Here is an 18,798-nt window from a genome sequence, read left to right as displayed (position 1 = left end):
CGTCAGTGTCCGAGCCCACTGCCTTCCAACTTAGGGGCAGTGGGCTCGGGACAAAACTAAGCAAGCCAATGGCTGGCCCGGATCATCACGGTGAGGGCCGGCGAGGCCGGTGATGGCTGGCTCTGGCCGATGTCTTCGTAACCCCACGACTTGTAGAGCGCGTGGACCTTTCCGTCCCCGGCGACCGAGTTGACCATAAGCGTCACGTACGGCTCTTCGCGTGCGGTGAGGAAGGCGTCGTGGATCCGGCGGGCGGTGCCGGTCTTCCGCCACGTCGCCCGGACGCCGATCTCCTTCAAAGCCACGGCCGGACGGCCGGTGTAGGTCTTAGCCGGTGCCGGGCTGGTGCGCTTCCAGTACCGATCGCCGTGCTCGATGGTGTTGCCGTACACATAGCCGACCGGATACCCGTCCGCGTACGCGAGGACGGCCGTGAACCCGGGATCGGTGCCGTGCCGGTCCAAGCGTTCGCCGAACGTGGCGACTGCGTAGTTCGGCAGGTGGAGCAGCGGGGCGCGCACCTCTGCGTACACGTCGAGGAGATCGCCGCGGACATCGGCGAGAGTGGTGAACGTGCGCAGTTCGATGTCCGGCGGCGTGGTCATGCGGCCATCTTCCAAGTGGTGGTGTGCTCGGTCCAGGCCTGGACGGCGGTGCTGCCGGGTGCGGTGGCGTGCAGAGCGGTGCCGAACTCTTGGAGCATGCGCGTTACTCGGGCGTGCTGGGTGGCGGCGTCGGCGGGGACCCTCGCTGCGGTGGCGGTCGCGGCTTCGGCCGCGCCTTGGGCGAGTTGGGCGTGGGCGAGCCGGGTCGTGGTGATGGCTCGGGACCGGGCCATGTGGGGCCGGAGGGCGGACAGGCAGCGGTGGGCGTGGAACTCCGCGGTTGGGTAGTCGCCGAGTGCCAAGTACGCGGAGAGGGCCAAGTGGTCCAGTTCGGCTTGGTCGTAGAAGGCGAGCATCCACACTGGGCGGTAGTCGGCGGGGTCGGCGCGCAGCATGGCGTCCTGGGCCTGTTCGAAGGCGCGGCGGGTGCCGGTGGGGTCCTGTGCCGCGCCGTGGATGGCGCCCTGGCGGGCCAGGCCGAGGGACGCGAACAAGGGGTCGCGGCGGGTGAGGCGCAGGTTGCGGGCGACGTCGTTGGCGGCGAACGCGTCGGCAGGCCGACCCATGTGCCGGTACATGGTCCCCGCGTGGCTCCAGATGCGGAACTTGATCGCCTGGTCTCCGGACATCTCGGCGAGTGCCTGCGCCTCGCGCATATGCGCCTTGGCGTCGTCGTAGCGGCGGCCGTCGATGGCGGCCCACATCGCCGAGGAGCGGAAGGCGGCTGCGGAGGCGTAGAGGTTGCTGCGTACGCGCTGGGTGGCGCTGCCGGCGTTCTGAAGGTTGAGCGCTTCGTCGGCGAGTGCGGCGGCCCGGTGCTCGATGCCGAGTTGGCCGCCGTGGCGGTGGTCGCTGGCGATGAGATCGGCGAAGCGCTTCTGGAGGCGGTCGACGTCGCTCATGCCGATACGGCGAGGGGAGGCGGTGCCGGGCGCGGCTGCTGCGGCGGCAGCCGCCGCGATGCCGCCGACGAGGGTACGGCGCTTCATGTCGGGGTCCTCCTGCTGCGGTGGGGCTGGGGCGGGCCGAGCCCGGCCCCATGGCACGAACCCTAGGGCGACGGCGGGCAGACCGCTGACGTCCTCAAGTGCCTTACGGGTAGCCGATTTGGGCCACTTGACCCGGCCCGCTTTCCAGGCCCGGACCGATGAGCCGTCGAGGCCGCCGGGTCTCCCGGTCAGTCGCTCCAAAGCCCTGTTCACCGTGTCGGCAAGGCTGTTGGAGCTGTAGCCGTGTTCGGCCATCCACGCCTCAAGCACGGCGTTGCGCGTGGTGTCCATGCACGCACGGTAGCTCTCACATCACCGCACTCGCCAGGTAAACGGAAGGTCAAATCGCCCTAGGTCGGGCGGTCGGATGGTCGCCCGATCGCCCTAACCACCTTGCTGAGAAAGGGAGTTGTCTGGGTACTGGTCGCCCGCCATCTCTCCACCTGTGTCGGGGGGCTGTTGACGGCTCGATCCGCCTCCGAAGTTCTCCGAGGAGTGGGCCGGGCACCGAGACGACACGAAGGCTCAACCTCAATGACGAGTCTCAGTACCTCAGTTCAGGCCGGCTCCTCTGTCGGTCACCCCGCCTACAGCCGGACCTTCCCGTGCGAACCGTCCACGGCCGAGATCGGCCGCAAGCTCGTCAGCGACGCCCTCGGCATATGGCATCTGGACAACCTCGTCGACCCCGCAACGCTGATCATTTCGGAACTGGTCGCGAACGCCGTAAGGCACACCCCGTGTCACTCGATCCGTCTGGTTGTCGGACGACCGACCGGGACACGGGTGCGGGTGGGCGTGGTGGATCGGGCACCCTCGTGCCTGCCGGTACTCGGTCCGGCCACTGGCGATGACGAGTCGGGCCGTGGCCTGCTCCTGATCGATGCTGTCGCCGACCGGTGGGGCTACGACCTGTGCGGCTCCGGCAGGCGCCCGTGGGGCAAAGAAGTCTGGGCCGAACTCCGCGTCGAGGGCGACGGATGAAGACCTCGATCGCGATGCACTCGCCACCCCTCCCGGACACCGCACACCTCCGTCCCCGTCAGCAGATGGCCATGGACTGTGCTCTCTGCGCCCGCCGACCGACTGGGAGCGGGTGGCCGGGTGGTGGGTGACGTGTGCCATCGGGGCCTTCTGTTTCGACTCCGGGTCTGCCGACCCGACTGCCGTTGAGCAGGCAACACAGCCGCACCACCTTCCATCTCCCACTGCGAAAGGAAGACCGTGTTCCATCACATGGATCGTTTTCCCACTGGCAGCCCACTGCCGCAGGGGCGGCTGACAGCCGCCCCGTGGGGCCTGCGCCGCATCGCCCCGTACCCGCCCGTCGAAGTCCCCGACTACGCACGGCTGGAGCTGGACGCGGAGACGCAGACCACCCGATACTTCGACGCCTCCGGGGCCCCGACCATGTCCCCAGGACACGGCACGTCCTCCGGTACGAACCCGGCGACCGGCACAACGGGGCAGGGCGACCGCAACGGCGACTCCCCGGACAGCGACACGGGGAACGACACCGACCAGTGACTTCGGTGTCGTACGACGATCGTCCGGTCCTGGTCGTCACGAACCTCGACGACCCGACCGCGGACTTCGTGATCGCCGAGCTCCACGACCGAGGTGTCCCGGTTGCGCGGCTCGACTCCGGTGACTTTCCCGCCGCTCTGTCGTGTTCCGCGTCCATCGGCGACACCGACAGGTGGCGGGGGAGCGTGCAAACCCCCAGCAGGTGCGCCGAGTTGGGCTCGGTGCGGTCCATGTACTACCGGCGCCCCTCCGGATTTGCCTTCCCGCACCTCGACAGACAGGACGAGCGGTTCGCCGTGGCCCAGGCCCGCTACGGCCTCGGCGGCATCCTGACCTCCCTGCCAGGCTGCCTCTACGTCAACCATCCCAACCGCATCGGCGACGCCGAGTACAAACCCGCCGGGCTCGCCGCAGCGGCGGCGGTCGGCTTCGTACTGCCGCCCACGCTGATCACCAATGTGCCCGGCGATGCCCGCGCGTTCCTCAAGGAGCACGGCCCGGCCATTTTCAAGCCGCTCTCGGTTCCGCTCTACCTGGTCGACGGCAAGGCCCAGACCGTTCCCGTGACCGAGGTGACCGCTGACGAGATCGACGACTCTGTGGCCGGCACCATGCACCTCTTCCAGAAGCGCGTGGACAAGGTTGCGGACGTCCGGGTCACGGTGATCGGTGAGCAGACCTTCGCCGTACGCATCGACTCGGGTCTCCTCGACTGGCGCACGGACTACCGCACCCACACCTACACACCCGTCACCCCACCCCTGGAGGTCGAGCGGGCGATGCGCGCCTACCTCAGGCACTTCGGGCTCGTCTTCGGGGCGTTCGACTTCGCTCTGACCGAACTCGGCGCGTGGGTCTTCATCGAGTGCAACCCTTCGGGACAGTGGGCCTGGATGGAGCCGCCGACCGGTCTGCCCATGACAGCCGCGCTCGCAGATCTCCTGGAAGGGGGACTCCATGTCCGCTGAGCCCGACACCGAGGCAGTCGCGGCCGGCCTTCGACGGCGGCTCGCAGATCAGTTGGAGGAGGGCGGCCGGCTGCGGTCGCATGAGTGGCGGTCGGCTGTGGAGGCCGCTCCCCGGCACGTCTTCGTCCCACGCTTCTACAGGGAGACCGACGCGCCTGGCGTCACCACGTGGGAGCCCGTCACCCAGGAGACCGTCGGCAGGGAGGAGTGGCTCCGGCTCGTCTACACCGACGCGACCTGGGTCACCCAGTTCGACGGCCGGGACATCGACTGGGCCGATCCGAAGCCGATCAGCAATGCGGTCCCGACCTCGTCCTCCACCCTGCCGAGCCTCGTCGTGCGGATGCTCGAAGACCTGGACGCGCACGAGGGCATGAAGGTCCTGGAGATCGGGACGGGTACCGGCTACTCGACGGCCCTGATGTGCCACCGCCTCGGCAGCGAGAGCGTGACCTCCGTCGAGACGGACGAGGGAGTGGCACGGCGGGCCCGCGCGGCTCTCGCCGGCTCCGGTCACACTCCTCATCTGTTGGTGGGGGACGGCCGCGCCGGTTGTCCCGGCGACGCCCCGTACGACCGGTTGATCGCCACGTGCGGCTTCCGCAGCATTCCCCCCGCCTGGCTGGAGCAGGTTCTCCCCGGCGGTGTCGTCCTCACCACTCTTCGTGGGTGGATGCGCTCCCTGGGCCTGGTCAGGCTTACCGTCAGCGGGGAGGGTGCGAGCGGCTGGTTCAGTGCGGACGACCCGAGCTTCATGATCGCCCGCCAACAGGACGCGCCGGAGAGCCTCGGGACGGTCCCGGGGCCCGACGACGGAACGAGACGGAAAGCCACGTACGGGCCAGAGGTTCTTACGACCTCTGGGCCGGCCTTCATGGCACAACTCGCGGCGCCGCAGGCCCGGTTCTTCTCCTTGCCGGTGGACGGAGGTCAGGCAGGCACGTTCGTACTGGACAGCACCACTGGTTCCTTCGCTGTCCTCACCGTCACCGACAGCGGCCGGCAGGTCCGCCAGGGTGGCCCGTACCGGCTCTGGGACGCCGTCGAGTCCGCGGTCGCCACCTGGGAGGAGTACGGCTCACCGAACCGCGCGGTGTTCGGCGTCACGGTCTCCCGCAACGAACAGACGGTCTGGCTTGGCAACCCCAACGGCCCGCAGTGGCCGCTACCCTCCTGAGACAGTCACTGCCGACGCGAGGAACGCCAGGATGGACGACGAGCCGCTGAAGGACTGGGCGGAACGCCGCGACGCGAAGATCGGCCGGCTTCGCGCCGTGCCTGTCGTCTCCGCCGACGGCCCCAGGGCAGCTCACCTGAACCCCGAGGCACCGCGCGCGATCGAGCGCTGGAACGGTCACACGTGGGAGCCGTACGCCTTCGCCGCCGACCTGGCCGGGGCGAAGGCGATCCTCTACCCGGAAACGAGCCCGACGCCGTCTTCGGTGCCGGTGCCGAAGCCCCTCGGCTCCGGCACCGGAAGGCATCGGAAACCCCCGGCGCCGAGGTAGGAGAACGCCGATGGCCCCGAACCCCGTCGCGGGTTCGGGGCCATGCGTGCCACGGCAGTGCGTGGCGCCGGTCGTTCACTCGTCGCGGCCCAGACCGGCCTCACGGGCGCGGAGCGCGGCGGCGGTCCTGTCGTGCACCTGGAGCTTCAGCAGGATCGCCGAGACGTGGTTGCGGACCGTCTTGTCCGAGAGGCTCAGGCGGCGGGCGATCTCCCGGTTGCCGCAGCCGGCCGCCAGCAGGTCCAGGACGTCGCGTTCGCGGTCGGTGAGGAGGGGGAACGCCCGCGTCGCGCAGTCGGCCGCGCTGCGGGAGGTGAAGAACTCGGCGATACGGCGGGCCACGGCCCCTCCGTAGGCGGCGCCGCCCGCGGCGACCTGGACCACGGCGGCGACGATCTCCTCCCGGTCGGCTCCTTTGACCAGGTAGCCGCTCGCCCCCGCGCGCAGGGCCGCGAAGACGCTGTCGTCGCCGTCGTGCATGGTGAGGGCCAGTACGCCGGTGCCCGGACTGTGCTGCCGTATGGCCCTGATGGCGTGGATGCCGTCGGTGCCCGGCATGGACAGGTCGGTGATCACGACGTCGGGCGTGTGCAGCCGTACGGCGTCGAGGAGTTCCGCCCCGTCCGCCGCCTCGGCGAGGACCTGGACGCCGGGGTCGCTGTCGAGGGCGGCCCGCAGTCCGAGCCGGTACATGGGGTGGTCGTCGGCGACGACCACGCGGATCGGTGGCCGCTCGGGCGTCATGACCGCTCCTTGAGGGGAAGGCGTGCGGTGACCGCGGTTCCGCCGAGGCGGCCGGGCGAGTCCACGACGAGTGTCCCGCCGTGCGACGCGACACGGGCCCTCATGCTGTCGAGGCCCACTCCGGTGCCTGCCTGCGGCGGGTCCTGGCGGTGCCGCAGGCCCAGGCCGTCGTCCTCCACCCGGATGGTCAACTCGTCGTCGGTAAGGACGAGTTCGATGAGCGCCCGGGTGGCTGCCGCGTGCCGCACCACGTTGGTCAGCGCCTCGCACGCGATCCGGTACGCCGTCGTCTCCACGTCCGGGGGAAGCAGGGCCGGCCCGGCCGGGCCCGTCACCCGGACCGGCAGATCCGGTGCGAACGACCGCGCGCGTTCACGCAACGCACCGAGCAGGTCCAGGCGGTCGAGGGTTCCGGGGCGCAGGTCCTGGATGATGCGCCGGACCTCGGCGCCGGACGCGTCGGCCTCGGTCCGGGCCGCCCCCACCATGCGCCGGGTCGTCGCGCCGTCGCCGGTGTCGAGGGAGTCCGCGGCGACCTGGAGCGCCAGGGCGATTCCCATGAGGGCGGGGCCGAGGCCGTCGTGCAGGTCCCTGCGGAAGCGGTCGCGCTCGGCGCGGGTGGCGTCGATGACCCGGTCGCGCTCCGCCGCCAGCTCCTGGGCTAGGGCATCGGCCCGTACGGCGGCGGCCATCGAGGGGGCGAGGGCGTGGAGCACCTTCAAGTCGGCCGCCGTGTACGGCTCCTGGGTTGTCCGGTCGGCGATCCGCAGCGTGCCGACCGGCGTTCCGGACAGCTTCAGCGGGACATCCGCGGCGGGTGCGGAACCGGTCGGCCGCGCGCCGCACCGGGCGAGCAACTCGCCGTCCGAGCCCAGGAGTTCGGCGCCGGGAGCCCGTACTGCCTCCGCGGTGGCGGTGAGCACCGCGGTGAGCACGCCCCCGTCGGCCTCCTCGGCGCCGGTCGCGAGCCGGTCGCCGACGCGGGCCAGCGCCCGCAGGGGGTCGCGGCGGTCGCCGTACACGAAGCGGTCCACGGCCCGCTGCAGCCGGTCCCGCAGCGGGGCAAGTCCCATCGCGACCAGCGCGGCTGCCACCACGCCCGGCAGGACACCGTGCCCGAGGGTGGCGCCGGCGAGCGCGGTGGTGCCGAGGTAGGCGGCGACGACGGCCGCGGTCAGGGTGCCGTACACCAGCCAGCGGCGCAGGACGAGATCGATGCCGAGCAGTCGGTAGCGCAGCACGCCGACGCCGATGGCCACCGGCAGCAGCATGCTGAGGGTGTTGGAGACGATCCGGTCGGTGAAGAACGTGGTGATGCCGATCGGCGGCAGGACGGCCACCACCCATGCCAGTTGCTGCCGTTGCGGCGGCCGGGAGCGGGCCAGGCGGACACCCGTGTCGGCCCAGATGGCGAGCGTCGCGGCGGCGAGGAGCAGAAAACCCGCTCCGAACGCCGTGGAGAGCAAGGCTGCCGGGGCGGACAGCGGCGGATCGCCGTGCGCGACCATGTCGTCGTAGAAGGACGGGGAGAAGACACCGCCGACCACCACCAGCGTGAGCCCGGCCGTCGCCGTCCAGGCGAGCACCCGCGCACGGCGTCCCTGCGGCCGGCCCTGCGGATACAGCACCAGCAGCACGCTGTACGGCAGCAGCCAGGCGGGCAGCCACAGCGTGCTGAACAACTGGGCGGCCAGGCGGGCGGCGGGCCATGCCGGGTCAGCCACCGAGGCGCCGTACGCGCCGTAGGCCTGGAACAGTGCGGTGAGCGCGAGCAGGAGGCTGACGGCGGTCAGCAGCCGTCCGATGGCGTTTCCGGGGCGCAGGGTGGTGAGGGTGGCTCCGGTGACGGCCCAACTGACGGCGGCGAGCGTGATGCTCAGGGTGTCGCGCCCGAACTCGCCGGCGTGCGCGAGCAGTCCGTGGTCCGGGAGGTAGGCGATGAACGTGCCGCCGGCTCCCGCGAGGGCGGTGAGGGCGGCCGGGGCCCAGGCGAGGGCCTGGTCGTGTCGCTGTCGCGCGGTGTTCTCGGCCATTGCCATCACACCCCTCCATGCCCGACCGCGGTCGGAGCGTGCCCCCAGTCTGGCAGCGGACGTGTCCCGGTGACCCGGGACCGGAGTCCTTGTTCCGCCGGGTCAACTCCCCGGCCGGGTCGGGGTCGTTGTCAGCGGCGGAGCCGCGGGAGGCGGGCGCACGGTGGTGGCCGAGTGGTCCGGAAGGGGCCGCCGACCGGAGGAGGACCCGTGGAATCCACAAAGCCGATGCCGATGCCGATGCCGAAGGAAAGCGACAACGTCATGCGTACGGCCGTCGCGGTCGCCGCCGTCGCTCTCGGCGTGATGCTGGTCGGTACATACGTGAGCACACCGCTGAACGGCGACACCTGGGACGTGTCGACCAGCCACCACGGGCTCGGAGATCTGCCCCTGCTGGTCGCGTTCGCCGTGCTGGGCAGCGCCGTGGTGTTCGGAGTGGCCGTGCGCCGTGCCGCGGCACGGCCCGCCGAACGCACCGGTCTCCGCGCACTGTTGGTGGCCGTGCTCGGTGCGGCCACGACCGTCGTGTTCTGGACGGGGCTGCCGGTGATCCTCGCGGCGGGGGCGGCCGTCCTGGCCAGGTCCTCGCACGCCCGGACCGGCCGGTGGAGCCCGCCCGCGGTGACGGCCGCGGTCCTGGCCGGGGTGACGCTGCTCATGGCGGGGTGGCTCGCCCTCGCGGGCTGAGGAGTCGTCACTCGCGGGAGACCGGGCCCGGCTACGGGGGGCGGGCCCGGTCTCTCCGGCAGCCGTCGCCGGCCGCGAGCGTGAACTCGCCTTCACTCGGGTCCGCGACCACGCCGAGACCCCGGGCGGCATCCGGGCCGACCTGAGCGTGTCCAAGGTTCACCCGCGCATCGTCCCGGTCCCCTACGGCTCCCGGGCCTCGATCTGCCTGGTCGGGGCCCGGCAGGCGTGGAAGGACGCGGCCGGCCTGGACGACCCCGACGGGTATGCCTGGCGGCGCCCGCACAATCGCCGGCACACCGTTCTGGAGAGCGAGCCGGAGCCCGAGGCCACCGGCGACGTCGTCACCCGCGCCGGGATCGGCGTTCGCGTCACCGGGCACTCCCTCTTGCGGCGCCGACGCACCCGTTGTCTCCGGCCCCGCCACTTCGCTCGCCGTGCCTCCCGGGCGCTCCCCGGGAGGGGCGTGCCGCCCACCCGGATCGGGAGGTCGAAGTCCTTGCGACGCCACCGGGTCCCTGCTGCGTCGGTGTACTGGTTGCGGATGATGCCCTCGGCCCGCTCGTACGACGTCTCGTCGAGCTCGGCGACGCCTGGCCACCGGTCGAGCGGGAACGACCATGGCCACAACGAACAGCGCGCCTACCTCGGAGAGGTAAACGCGCTGGTCAGACCTGGTGCCCTCGGCAGGATTCGAACCTGCGACACCGGCTTTAGGAGAGCCGTGCTCTATCCCCTGAGCTACGAAGGCCGGGGCTTGTAGAAAACCTTGTTGAAAATCCGGGGTGCGGATCTTCGACGCGGAGTACAAGCCCGCTGGTCAGACGTGGTGCGACGCTCTCTGCACTGTCACCTGAGCAGGCAACGCCACGTATTGACGGCTGACCAGGAACAGACTAGCGGATGCGCGCGAGCGACTGTCCTCTGTATTGAGGGAGGAGAGCGGGGCGACGGGCTGGGGCCCCTCTGAGCTGCGGCTTCCGTGGCCTGTGGCGAATGATTGGTGGGCGTTCCGGGGGCAGGGGCAAGGGTGGTTGGACGGCGCGCGGCGTCTATCGGTGCGTGCGGAGTCCGTCGAGGATGAGCGCGAGCATGCGGGGAGCCCGGTCCTCGGGGGTGGACGCGGCGCGCCAGAGTGCGCCGGTGAGCTGGAGGAAGTCGCCGGGATCGGCGTCCGCGCGGATGGTGCCGTCCTTCTTGCCGGCGTCGAGGAGTTCGGTGATCGCGGCGATGACGGGGCCGTAGCTCTGCTCGGTGATCGTCTGGTGCGCACCCGGGCCGAGGGCGTCGCCGAGGCCGTGCTTTCTGCGCATGGCCTCGACGAGGTCGGTCGTCCAGTGGCGGAGCGCTTCCAGTGGCGACGACCGGGCCAGCAGGTCGGGCACGGTGCCGGTGATGCGTGCCACCTCGTCCTGGTAGACGGCCAGGACCAGCGACTCGCGGGTGGGGAAGTTGCGGTACAGGGTGCCCGCGCCGACTTCGGCGCGCTGGGCGATCTGGTTCATCGACGTGCTGCCGTCCGCTGCGAGCGCTTCGCGGGCGGCAGCGAGGATGCGCGCCCTGTTCTCACGGGCGTCTGAGCGGACCACGGGACCTCACGTTGCTAAGTGGAGAGTTCTCCACTACGTTATGTGGAGAGCTCTCCGCATACTTTAAGGAGTGTCATGCGATACATCAAGCTCGGCACGACCGGCCTCGACGTGTCCCCGATCGCGATCGGCGCGATGACCTACGGCGAGCCCGACCGCGGGCACCCCGTCTGGTCGATGGGCGAGGAGGACGCGCGACCGCTCGTCAAGCACGCGCTGGAGACGGGGATCAACTTCTTCGACACCGCGAACCTGTACTCGAACGGTTCCAGTGAGGAGATCCTCGGCCGGGCGCTGAAGGACTTCGCCGACCGCGATGCCGTGGTGATCGCCACGAAGCTGCGCCATCCGATGCGGCCGGGGCCGAACGGACGGGGGCTGTCGCGCAAGGCGGTCATGACCGAGGTCGACCATTCGCTGCGCCGGCTGGGTACGGACCACATCGATCTCTACCAGATCCACCGCAACGACCACTCCACCCCGTGGGAGGAGACGCTCGAGGCGCTCAGCGACCTCGTGAAGGCGGGCAAGGTCCGCTACCTCGGGGCCTCGTCCATGCACGCCTGGGAGTTCGCGAAGGCGCTGCACCTGCAGAAGCAGCACGGGTGGGCGCGGTTCGTGTCCATGCAGGACCACTACAACCTGCTCGCCCGTGAGGAGGAGCGGGAGATGATCCCGCTGTGCCTGGACGAGGGCGTCGGCACGGTCGTCTGGTCGCCGCTGGCCCGCGGTCGCCTCGCCCGGGGCTGGGACGACGCCCGCTCGACGGCGCGCTCCGAGACGGACGGAGCGTACGCGGACCTGCTGTACTCGCCCGAGCAGGAGGCGTCCAACCGCGCGATCGTCGACGCGGTCGGGCAGGTCGCCGACGCCCGCGGCGTCAGCCGTGCGCAGGTCGCGCTCGCCTGGCTGCGCAGCCGGCCGGTCGTCGCCGCACCCCTGGTCGGCGCCGGTTCGATCCGCCAGATCGACGACGCCGTGGCCTCCCTCGAGGTCGAGCTCACCGACGACGAGGTGCGCGCCCTGGAGGCCCCGTACACCCCCCGCTACGACTGGCAGGGTGTCTCGGACGAAGCCGAGCTGGAGGCCATCCGCAGGCGCATCCCCGGAATGGCTCTCGCATGAACCCCGTCGTCCGCTCCGGTACGGCTGCCCCCTGCTGACGCACGATTCGCGAGCTGAGGAGATTCACATGACACGGGTACTGGTCACCGGAGGAACGGGGTTCATCGGGAGCTGGTGCGTCCTGGCCCTGCTCGACGCCGGACACACCGTACGCACCACCGTCCGCGACCCGGGGCGCGAGCCGGCACTGCGCTCCTGGCTGCACGCGGCCGCGTCGTTCGACGACGACCGTCTCGCGGTCGTACGTGCCGACCTCGAACACCCCGACGGCTGGGACGAGGCCGTCGCCGACTGCGACTACGTCCTTCACGTCGCCTCGCCTACCTTGCGCCACACGCCGGCGAACGACGACGAGCTGGTGGTCCCGGCGCGGGAGGGCGTCGTGCGGGTGCTGCGCGCCGCCCGCGACGCCGGCGTGCGCCGGGTCGTCCTGACCAGCGCCTTCGGTGCCGTCGGGATCGGGCACCCCGAACGCTCGACCCCGTTCACCGAGGAGGACTGGACCGACGTCGACAGCGACATCCCGCCCTACCAGCGGTCCAAGACGCTCGCCGAGCGCGCCGCCTGGCAGTTCGTCAAAGAGGAAGGCGGCGGTCTGGAACTGGCAGTGGTTCATCCCGTGGGGGTCCTCGGTCCCCTGCTCGGCCCGGACGACCCACCGTCCCTGCGTCTTGTGCGCAGAATGATCGAGGGGCAGGTTCCCGCGTGCCCGCCCTTCGGGATGGGCTTCGTCGACGTGCGCGACGTCGCGGATCTGCACCTGCGCGCGATGACCGATCCGGCGGCCGCCGGCGAACGCTTCCTGGCGATCGCCGGGCACAGCCTGCGCGTCGTCGACATCGCACGCGTTCTGCGTGACCGCCTCGGTGAGCGCGCCGCGAAGGCCCCGACCCGTGAACTGCCCCTGTGGATCGCGCGCGCACTGGGCATCGTGAATCCGGAACTGCGACTGCTCAGGCACCAGTTGGGCCGGGATCTCGACGCCACGAGTGCCAAGGCGGAGAAGCTTCTCGGGTGGCGGGCACGTCCCATCGAGGACACCATCGCGGAGACCGCCGAGAGCCTCCTCGCCCACGGCATCGGGACATGACCCGCTCGTAACCGCCCGGGAGGGCCGGTCAGCCGGGCAGCGTCACCGTCGCCCCGACCTTCTCCAGGATCGACTCGCCGGCGATGACCGGTGACAGTTTCTCGCCGCCGCCCACCGGTGCCGGCAGGGGCACGATCTCGGCGTCGGGGTCGGTCTCGAAGAAGTGGACCAGGGAGACGAGTTCCTCGTCCGGCGCGATCTCGCTGGGGGCGAGCACCCGGTGCCGTAGCGCGCGCCAGCGGCCGTCCGTCCACAGGTGCATCAGGTCGCCGAGGTTGACGACGAGGGTGTCCGGCTCGTAGGGCGGTGCGAACCAGCCGTCCTGTTCGTTCCACACCTCCAGGCCGCCCACCCCGGGCTGCCGGTCCAGGAGGGACAGCGTGCCGAAGTCCGTGTGCGGGCCGACGCGCATCTGCCCGGGCCGCACGTGGCCGAGGGAGTGGAGCGAGGGGTACCAGTTGACGTTCTGCGTCCAGGTCGCCCGGGCGCAGCGCGCGGTGAAGAAGTCGGCGGGCAGCTCCAGGACCTCCGCGAGGACCGTCATCACCTCGTGGGCGACGCGGGTCATGTGCCCGGTGTAGGCGAGCATCGTCTCCCGCAGCCCGGGCCGCTCGGCCGGCCACTTGTTGGCCGGGTAGTACAGGGCGTCGAACGCCGCGTTCCCGGTCCGGTGGCTGGGGCCGACATGGAACGCCTCGTGCAGGTCGGAGGCGTCGGCCATGCCGTCCAGTGCGCCGACCTGGAGGGCGCCCAGGCCCCGCCAGCCGTTGTCGTAGGGCCGGGCGACCCGGTACCGCTCCTTGAGCTCACGCGGGAGGCCGAAGAAGCCGCGGCCCTCGGTGCGCAGCCTGTCGGTGAGTTCCGGCGGCACGCCGTGGCCGCGCAGCAGGAACAGGCCGGTCCCGCGCAGGACGGCGTCCAGTCGCGCGGCGACGGCGGAGCGGTGGGCGGGGCCCGCGGCCTGCCACTCGGTCAGGTCGAGGACGGGGATCGCGGGGGTGGAGGGGGTGGCGGGGGTGTCGTAGGCCATGGTCGTCTGCCCTTCGTCGTGTCGGTGTCCGTTGGAGTTGGCCGTCACTCGGCGTTCGCGCGCTCCCGCTCGAACCGTCCGATGTCGCCTATGTCCTGTCCGGGGCCCCAAGTCAGCGCGGGGATATGGGCGTTGACGAGTTCTCCGTCCTCGCGCAGCACCGCGGAGGAGGGGTGGTACATGTGCAGGAGGGGGTCGCGGTAGTGGTCGAAGGCGGAGTGGGTGTCCATGCGGTAGGCGAAGTCGTTGTCCTCGCCGCCCCAGCCCTGGAAGCGTTCGTCCATGCCGCCGATACGGTGGAAGGCGCTGGTGCGCACCCACACGCAGCAGCCCGGCGGCCGGCGCAGCACGAACGCCCGCAGCCGGTCGGCGTCCACCGCGCCGGCGCCCCGCCACAGGCGTTCCTCGATCGCCCACGAGGTCGCGGCCTCGTCCAGGCACCACATGTCGCGGTAGCTGAGGTGCCCCATCGTGCCGCGCTCCCGGAAGCGGGCGGTGTTGCGGGCGATGAACTCGCGGTCGACCAGCACGTCGGCGTCCAGGATGCAGACGGCCTCGGGCCGGCCCGGGGCGCCCACCACGCCGACGTTCACCGCCCAGGACTTGTTGAACAGGCCGTCCTTGGGGGCGAACAGGTAGTGGTCGGCGTACGGCGTGATCGCGTGCCGCCAGCGGGGCTCGGTGTCGCTCTCCACCACCACGACGCGGTACGACGAGGCCGGCACCGACTGGTCGCGCAGCGCGAGCAGGCAGGCCAGCAGGTTGCGCAGCCGGCGTCCCGGTCCGCGGTCCCGGAACGGTACGACGACCACGGTCTCGGCGTCCCCGTCGGGTCCGGCGGGTCGTTCGCCGGGCAGGGTGCGCAGCCGCTCGGGCGTGACGCCCGTACCGTCGGACGGGCGGTAGCGCGGGCCCAGGTGGTAGCCGAGACGTGAGTTGGACTCGGCCTTCCACGCCTGGGCGAACAGTTTGTCGAGCGCCCGGTCGGGCCGGGTGCCGGTCGGTTCGGCCAGTTCGGTCAGCCGCTGGTGCAGTGCGCGGTGGGCCGCCGGGTCCGCCGGCCGCTCGCGCAACGCGCTGGCCGCCGCGGTCAGTTCGGCGTCCGTGACCTGTTCCAGGGCCTCCACCACCGCCTTGCGGTACGGCAGTCCGCGCTCCCAGTAGAAGATGCTGGCCTCGCGTGCCTGGGGGTCGGCGTCGACCGCGAGGGTGGTGACGGTGGCTGCGGCGAGTGTGTGCGGATCGTCGGGCATGAGTGTGGACATGGGGTTCCTCCGCCTCGGGGAAAAACGGGGATGGTGGGGGCAGTCGGGGTGGGTGGGCGGCGGTCAGGGTGCTTCGGGCGGTGCCGCCCGGCCGAGCAGCAGCCGGGTGCCGTCACGCACTCCCCGTACCGGGACGCCGGCCGTCGCCGGGTGGGTCGCGAGCAGCGGGGCGGCCAGGCAGGTGTTGGCCGGCCGGGACGCGTAGCGGCCGTGTGCGCGCGGCTCGGCCACCACCCGGTCCGGGGGGAGGCCCGACTCCCGCGCGATCAGCCGTGCCCAGTCGGCCCGGGAGATCCGCTCCGGTCCGCCGAGGTGCAGCAACGGCGCCCCGGACGCCGCCAGTACGGCCGTGGTGACCGCGGCGACGTCCTCGACGAGGACCGGGGTGGTCCACTGGTCCGAGGGTGCCGTGACCCGCTCGCCCGCGCGCAGTCGGTGCACGCAGGAGGAGAAGTAGTTCAGCCACTTCGTCGTCTCGGGCGGCTCCCAGCCGTAGACGAGGCTGACCCGCAGCACCGTCGTCGCGGGTCCCTCGGCGAGGATCCGTTCCGCGGCGAGCTTGGCCCTGCCGTAGGCGTTGGCGGGCCGGGGCGGAGTGGTCTCGTCGGGGGCCTCCACCGTGCCGTCGAAGACGTTGTCGGTGGAGATGAACACGATCCGCCGCTCGCCGGCCGCGTCGAGGACGGTGCGCGCGGCCCCGGCGTGGGCGCGCATCGCGGCCTCGGGGCGGGCCTCGATCCAGGTGACGTCCGACGGGCCGTGCACGAGGACGATCCGTTCGGCGTCGGTGGTGTCGAGGGTCCGCCGGACCGCGTCGGGGTCGGTGACGTCGAGCGGCGACCAGGGCGGCGGTGGCCCGTCGTTCTCGGGCGGGGGTGTGCGTGAGGCCAGTACGGCCTTCTCGCCGGTGCGCAGGAGCCGCGCGGCGACGGCCCTCCCCACGAAACCGCTGCCGACGACGAGGGTGCTCATACGCTCTCCTCCAGAACGGGGGCGGAGTGCCGGTCGAGCATGCGGCCCATCCCGATCAGACAGTGGTCGTCGTCGGCGGCGCCGAGGGCGACCATCGCGCGGGCCTCGCCGGCGTCGAGGCCGAAGCACCCCAGGCGGACGAGTTCGTCGCCCAGCAGGGAGACGAACGGGTCGCCCACGGCGAGGGCGAAGCCGCCGATGAACAGATAGCGCCGGATGCCGATCGCCGTGAACAGGCAGTTGACGGCCGAGGCGAGCGGGCGCAGCGACCGGCGCAGGGTCTCGGTCGCGAGCGGGTCGCCCGCGCGGACCGCGCCGGCCAGTACTTCGTTGCTGATGTCCTCCGCCCGGTGCCCGGCGGGAGGGCCGAGCGCGGACCGCGCGAAGGCACCGGGATCGGCGCTCGCGGCCCGGCGGGCCGCTTGCAGGATGCCGCGTCCGGAGGCCAGGGCACCGAGGTGGCCCCGGCCGCCGCACTCGCAGGGCACCGCGTCCTCGGCCGGGTCGACCCGCCAGTGGCCCAGCTCTCCGCCGTGTCCGTCGTCGTCGACGAGGACCTCGCCGTGCCGGAAGACCTTGCTGCCGATGCCCGAGCTGATCGTGATGAGGCAGAACGGCTCCGGCTCGGTCTCGGCGTAGCGCCAGGCCGCCGCCGTGATGTCGTTGGCGACCAGCACGGGCAGTCCCAGGCGGGCGGACAGCAGGTCGCCGATGTGCAGCGGGTCGGCCTCGCCGCCCCACAGGGTCGGGCCCGCGCGCACCACGCCGTCCTTGGTCAGCGGGCCGGCGAAGGAGACACCGACCGCGCTCGCGCCCCGCCCGGCCGGCGAGTCGAGGTACTCCGCGAGTTCCCGGGCGAGTTGGCGTACGACCCTGTCCTGGAGGGCGCGGGCGGGCAGCAGGCCGTGCCGGCCGATGCCGTCGGTGGCGGTCCGGCGTACCGCCTCGACTCTCCCGCCCCGGGCCGCGATCCGGCCGATGCGCAGGGTGGTGCCGCCCAGATCCGCCACGACATGGTGCCGGTCGGCGGCGCTCATGAGGCCCTGCCCGGACCCGGCCGTCCCGTGGCTCGACCGGCGCATCAGGCCGCCACCCGCCCGGCCGCCGCCTCGCGGTCGCAGCGCTGTACGGTGCCGTCCTCCAGCACGATCACCGATTCCAGGCGGGCCCCGTCGGGCACCCGGGCCCCGGGCAGCAGGACGGCGTCCCGTACGACCGCCCCGGCGCCGATCCGCACCCCGGGATAGGCCACGCAGTGGTCCAGCAGACCGTCGTTGACCAGGTCGTCGGCGACGATGGCGGCCCGCACCCCGGGACCCTCGTCGACGTAGCGGCGGGGCACCTCGGGCCGTACGGTGAGCGGCAGTTCCGCCAGTGACAGGCTGGGGGACTCCCGTAACAGGCCCCGGTGCGAGCGGTGGTAGCGGTCGACGGTGCCGATGTCCTCCCAGTAGCCCTCGACCTCGTGGCCCCGGATGCGCTCGCCGCCGGCCAGCATCGCCGGAATGACGTCCCGGCTGATGTCGTGCTGCCAGTCGGTGCCCTCCAGCTGGCGCAGATACCGGCGCAGCACATCGGCGTCGAAGACGCAGAACGCGGCGAACACCAGGTCTCCCGTGGGGTGTTCGGGTTTCTCGACGAACCCGGTCAGACACCCCGAGGCGTCGAACTCGACCATGCCGAAGAGATGGACGTAGCGGCGGTCGATCCTCTGGTACGACACCGTGAGCGCGGCGCCCGAGGCGCGGTGGCCGCGGATCATGTCGCCGTAGTCGAAGTGGTAGACGTGGTCGGCGTGCAGCACCAGCACCTCGGACGGGTCGCCCTCGAAGACGTGGTCGGCCTTGTTGATCAGGGCGTCGGCGGTGCCCCGCTCACGCGGCCGGGTGCGCTCGGGCAGCGTCTCGGGCAGGTGGCCGGGCGAGCGGCGGTACACCTCGTCGTAGGGGCCGAAGTGCACGCGGAAGCCGGGGTCCCGGTTCCAGACGGTGTGCAGGTCGTCCATGAGCTGCCGCTCCTCGTACTGCGACAGCAGCAGGACGTCCCGGAAGCCGGAGCGGCGGGCGTTGGCCAGGCTGAAGTCGATCAGCCGGGCGGTGCCGCCGAACGGCACCAGCGGTTTCAGCCGGCCGCGCCCCAGGGGGCCCATGCGCCGGCCCTCCCCGCCTGCCAGCAGGACCGCGCGCACCCCCTCGGCAGGCCGGTCGGTGCGGGGTGTCGGTGCGGACTCGGGTGTGGACGGTACGGCCATGGGGTCGGGCCTTCCTACGAGGAGTACGGGGAAGAGGGGGAGGAGGACGTGGTCGTGCGCGCCGCGCTCAGGCGGGGCCCAGAGCGCGCCACCAGCTCAGCGCGACGCTGCTCGGGTCGAGGCAGGAGGGGATCTCCATCGACTTCCGCGCCTGCCGGAACAGCTCCCGGGTGGCGTCGATGTCGTCGGACTCCACGGTGAACAGGGCGAGATGACTGCCGGGGCCCAGCGGTGGGCCGTCCGGCTCGGGCTCCGGGAGCAGGCGGAGCCGGCGCGCGGCCACGAAGCCCGGGACCTGGAGCACCTCGTCCAGATGGAAGTCGTCGTACCAGTGGTGGTACGCGGCCTCCTGGCCCGGTGCAGGCCGGGTGTGCACCATCAGGATGTGGGTCGCCATCATGTGCCTCCCAGG

Annotated in this window: 19 protein-coding genes and 1 tRNA gene; 8 read left to right on the top strand and 12 right to left on the bottom strand. The window is 71.8% G+C overall.

The window, feature by feature from the left end; all coding sequences use genetic code 11:
- Window positions 1-56 precede the first annotated feature (56 nt).
- The gene (locus OG223_RS23020; protein ID WP_329251725.1) at window positions 57-605 is read right to left on the bottom strand and encodes a GNAT family N-acetyltransferase; all 549 of its coding nucleotides are present in this window, start codon (window positions 603-605) and stop codon (window positions 57-59) included.
- The gene (locus tag OG223_RS23015; protein WP_329251723.1) at window positions 602-1,885 is read right to left on the bottom strand and encodes an XRE family transcriptional regulator; all 1,284 of its coding nucleotides are present in this window, start codon (window positions 1,883-1,885) and stop codon (window positions 602-604) included. Before OG223_RS23015 ends, OG223_RS23020 begins: the two co-directional genes overlap by 4 nt.
- Before the next feature lie 243 nt (window positions 1,886-2,128).
- Between OG223_RS23015 and OG223_RS23010 the strand changes: the two genes are divergently transcribed.
- The 5 genes from OG223_RS23010 (at window position 2,129) to OG223_RS22990 (ending at window position 5,597) form a co-directional block, all read left to right on the top strand.
- Entirely contained in the window at window positions 2,129-2,578 is a 450-nt protein-coding gene (locus tag OG223_RS23010; RefSeq protein WP_329251720.1) for an ATP-binding protein, read from the top strand.
- Window positions 2,579-2,818: 240 nt separating this feature from the next.
- Entirely contained in the window at window positions 2,819-3,121 is a 303-nt protein-coding gene (gene tgmA / locus OG223_RS23005) for a putative ATP-grasp-modified RiPP (RefSeq protein WP_329251718.1), read from the top strand.
- Between the two features lie 5 nt (window positions 3,122-3,126).
- Window positions 3,127-4,089: an ATP-grasp ribosomal peptide maturase gene (gene tgmB, locus OG223_RS23000; protein ID WP_329251715.1), complete on the top strand. Its 963-nt coding sequence runs from the start codon at window positions 3,127-3,129 to the stop codon at window positions 4,087-4,089.
- Complete coding sequence (gene tgmC, locus OG223_RS22995) at window positions 4,079-5,266, top strand: ATP-grasp peptide maturase system methyltransferase (protein ID WP_329251714.1); 1,188 nt, start codon at window positions 4,079-4,081, stop codon at window positions 5,264-5,266. Before tgmB ends, tgmC begins: the two co-directional genes overlap by 11 nt.
- A gap of 31 nt (window positions 5,267-5,297) precedes the next feature.
- Window positions 5,298-5,597 (top strand): DUF6087 family protein, encoded by a 300-nt coding sequence (locus OG223_RS22990; protein ID WP_329251711.1) that lies wholly within the window; start codon window positions 5,298-5,300, stop codon window positions 5,595-5,597.
- 75 nt (window positions 5,598-5,672) lie between these two features.
- Here the strand turns inward: OG223_RS22990 and OG223_RS22985 are convergent, their stop codons facing one another.
- Both OG223_RS22985 and OG223_RS22980 read right to left on the bottom strand, forming a co-directional pair.
- A complete protein-coding gene (locus tag OG223_RS22985; RefSeq protein ID WP_329251708.1) occupies window positions 5,673-6,341 on the bottom strand; it encodes a response regulator transcription factor in 669 nt (222 codons plus the stop codon).
- Entirely contained in the window at window positions 6,338-8,380 is a 2,043-nt protein-coding gene (locus OG223_RS22980) for a sensor histidine kinase (RefSeq protein ID WP_329251705.1), read from the bottom strand. The genes OG223_RS22985 and OG223_RS22980 overlap by 4 nt, the downstream gene beginning before the upstream one ends.
- 204 nt (window positions 8,381-8,584) lie before the next feature.
- Here OG223_RS22980 and OG223_RS22975 point away from each other — a divergent pair, with 204 nt between their 5' ends.
- Window positions 8,585-9,064, top strand: a complete 480-nt coding sequence (locus OG223_RS22975; RefSeq protein WP_329251702.1) for a hypothetical protein — start codon at window positions 8,585-8,587, stop codon at window positions 9,062-9,064.
- A gap of 675 nt (window positions 9,065-9,739) precedes the next feature.
- On the opposite strand, the gene OG223_RS22970 is transcribed toward OG223_RS22975, so the two are convergent.
- Both OG223_RS22970 and OG223_RS22965 read right to left on the bottom strand, forming a co-directional pair.
- Window positions 9,740-9,815, bottom strand: a tRNA-Arg gene (locus OG223_RS22970).
- 301 nt (window positions 9,816-10,116) lie between these two features.
- Complete coding sequence (locus OG223_RS22965; RefSeq protein WP_329251700.1) at window positions 10,117-10,653, bottom strand: TetR/AcrR family transcriptional regulator; 537 nt, start codon at window positions 10,651-10,653, stop codon at window positions 10,117-10,119.
- Window positions 10,654-10,728: 75 nt separating this feature from the next.
- Here OG223_RS22965 and OG223_RS22960 point away from each other — a divergent pair, with 75 nt between their 5' ends.
- Together OG223_RS22960 and OG223_RS22955 are read left to right on the top strand one after the other, a co-directional pair.
- On the top strand, window positions 10,729-11,778 hold the full coding sequence (locus OG223_RS22960) for an aldo/keto reductase (RefSeq protein WP_329251698.1): 1,050 nt from the start codon (window positions 10,729-10,731) through the stop codon (window positions 11,776-11,778).
- Between the two features lie 67 nt (window positions 11,779-11,845).
- Entirely contained in the window at window positions 11,846-12,868 is a 1,023-nt protein-coding gene (locus OG223_RS22955; RefSeq protein WP_329251695.1) for an SDR family oxidoreductase, read from the top strand.
- A gap of 28 nt (window positions 12,869-12,896) precedes the next feature.
- Here the strand turns inward: OG223_RS22955 and OG223_RS22950 are convergent, their stop codons facing one another.
- The 6 genes from OG223_RS22950 to OG223_RS22925 form a co-directional block, all read right to left on the bottom strand.
- Window positions 12,897-13,898 carry an isopenicillin N synthase family dioxygenase gene (locus OG223_RS22950; RefSeq protein WP_329251692.1) on the bottom strand — a complete coding sequence of 334 codons (1,002 nt, stop codon included), beginning with the start codon at window positions 13,896-13,898 and terminating at the stop codon, window positions 12,897-12,899.
- A 44-nt stretch (window positions 13,899-13,942) separates the two neighbouring features.
- A complete protein-coding gene (locus OG223_RS22945) occupies window positions 13,943-15,163 on the bottom strand; it encodes a glycosyltransferase family 2 protein (RefSeq protein WP_329251689.1) in 1,221 nt (406 codons plus the stop codon).
- 63 nt (window positions 15,164-15,226) lie between these two features.
- Entirely contained in the window at window positions 15,227-16,135 is a 909-nt protein-coding gene (locus OG223_RS22940) for an SDR family oxidoreductase (RefSeq protein WP_329251686.1), read from the bottom strand.
- A complete protein-coding gene (locus OG223_RS22935) occupies window positions 16,132-17,172 on the bottom strand; it encodes an ROK family protein (RefSeq protein ID WP_329251684.1) in 1,041 nt (346 codons plus the stop codon). The genes OG223_RS22940 and OG223_RS22935 overlap by 4 nt, the downstream gene beginning before the upstream one ends.
- 44 nt (window positions 17,173-17,216) lie before the next feature.
- Complete coding sequence (locus OG223_RS22930) at window positions 17,217-18,386, bottom strand: glucose-1-phosphate adenylyltransferase family protein (protein WP_329251682.1); 1,170 nt, start codon at window positions 18,384-18,386, stop codon at window positions 17,217-17,219.
- Window positions 18,387-18,453: 67 nt separating this feature from the next.
- On the bottom strand, window positions 18,454-18,783 hold the full coding sequence (locus OG223_RS22925; RefSeq protein ID WP_329251680.1) for a hypothetical protein: 330 nt from the start codon (window positions 18,781-18,783) through the stop codon (window positions 18,454-18,456).
- Between the last annotated feature and the right edge of the window lie 15 nt (window positions 18,784-18,798).

This window comes from Streptomyces sp. NBC_01478 (assembly GCF_036227225.1).
Lineage (GTDB): Bacteria > Actinomycetota > Actinomycetes > Streptomycetales > Streptomycetaceae > Streptomyces.
Note: the sequence above shows the minus strand (reverse complement) of the source record. Positions and strands in the feature narration are given on the sequence as shown.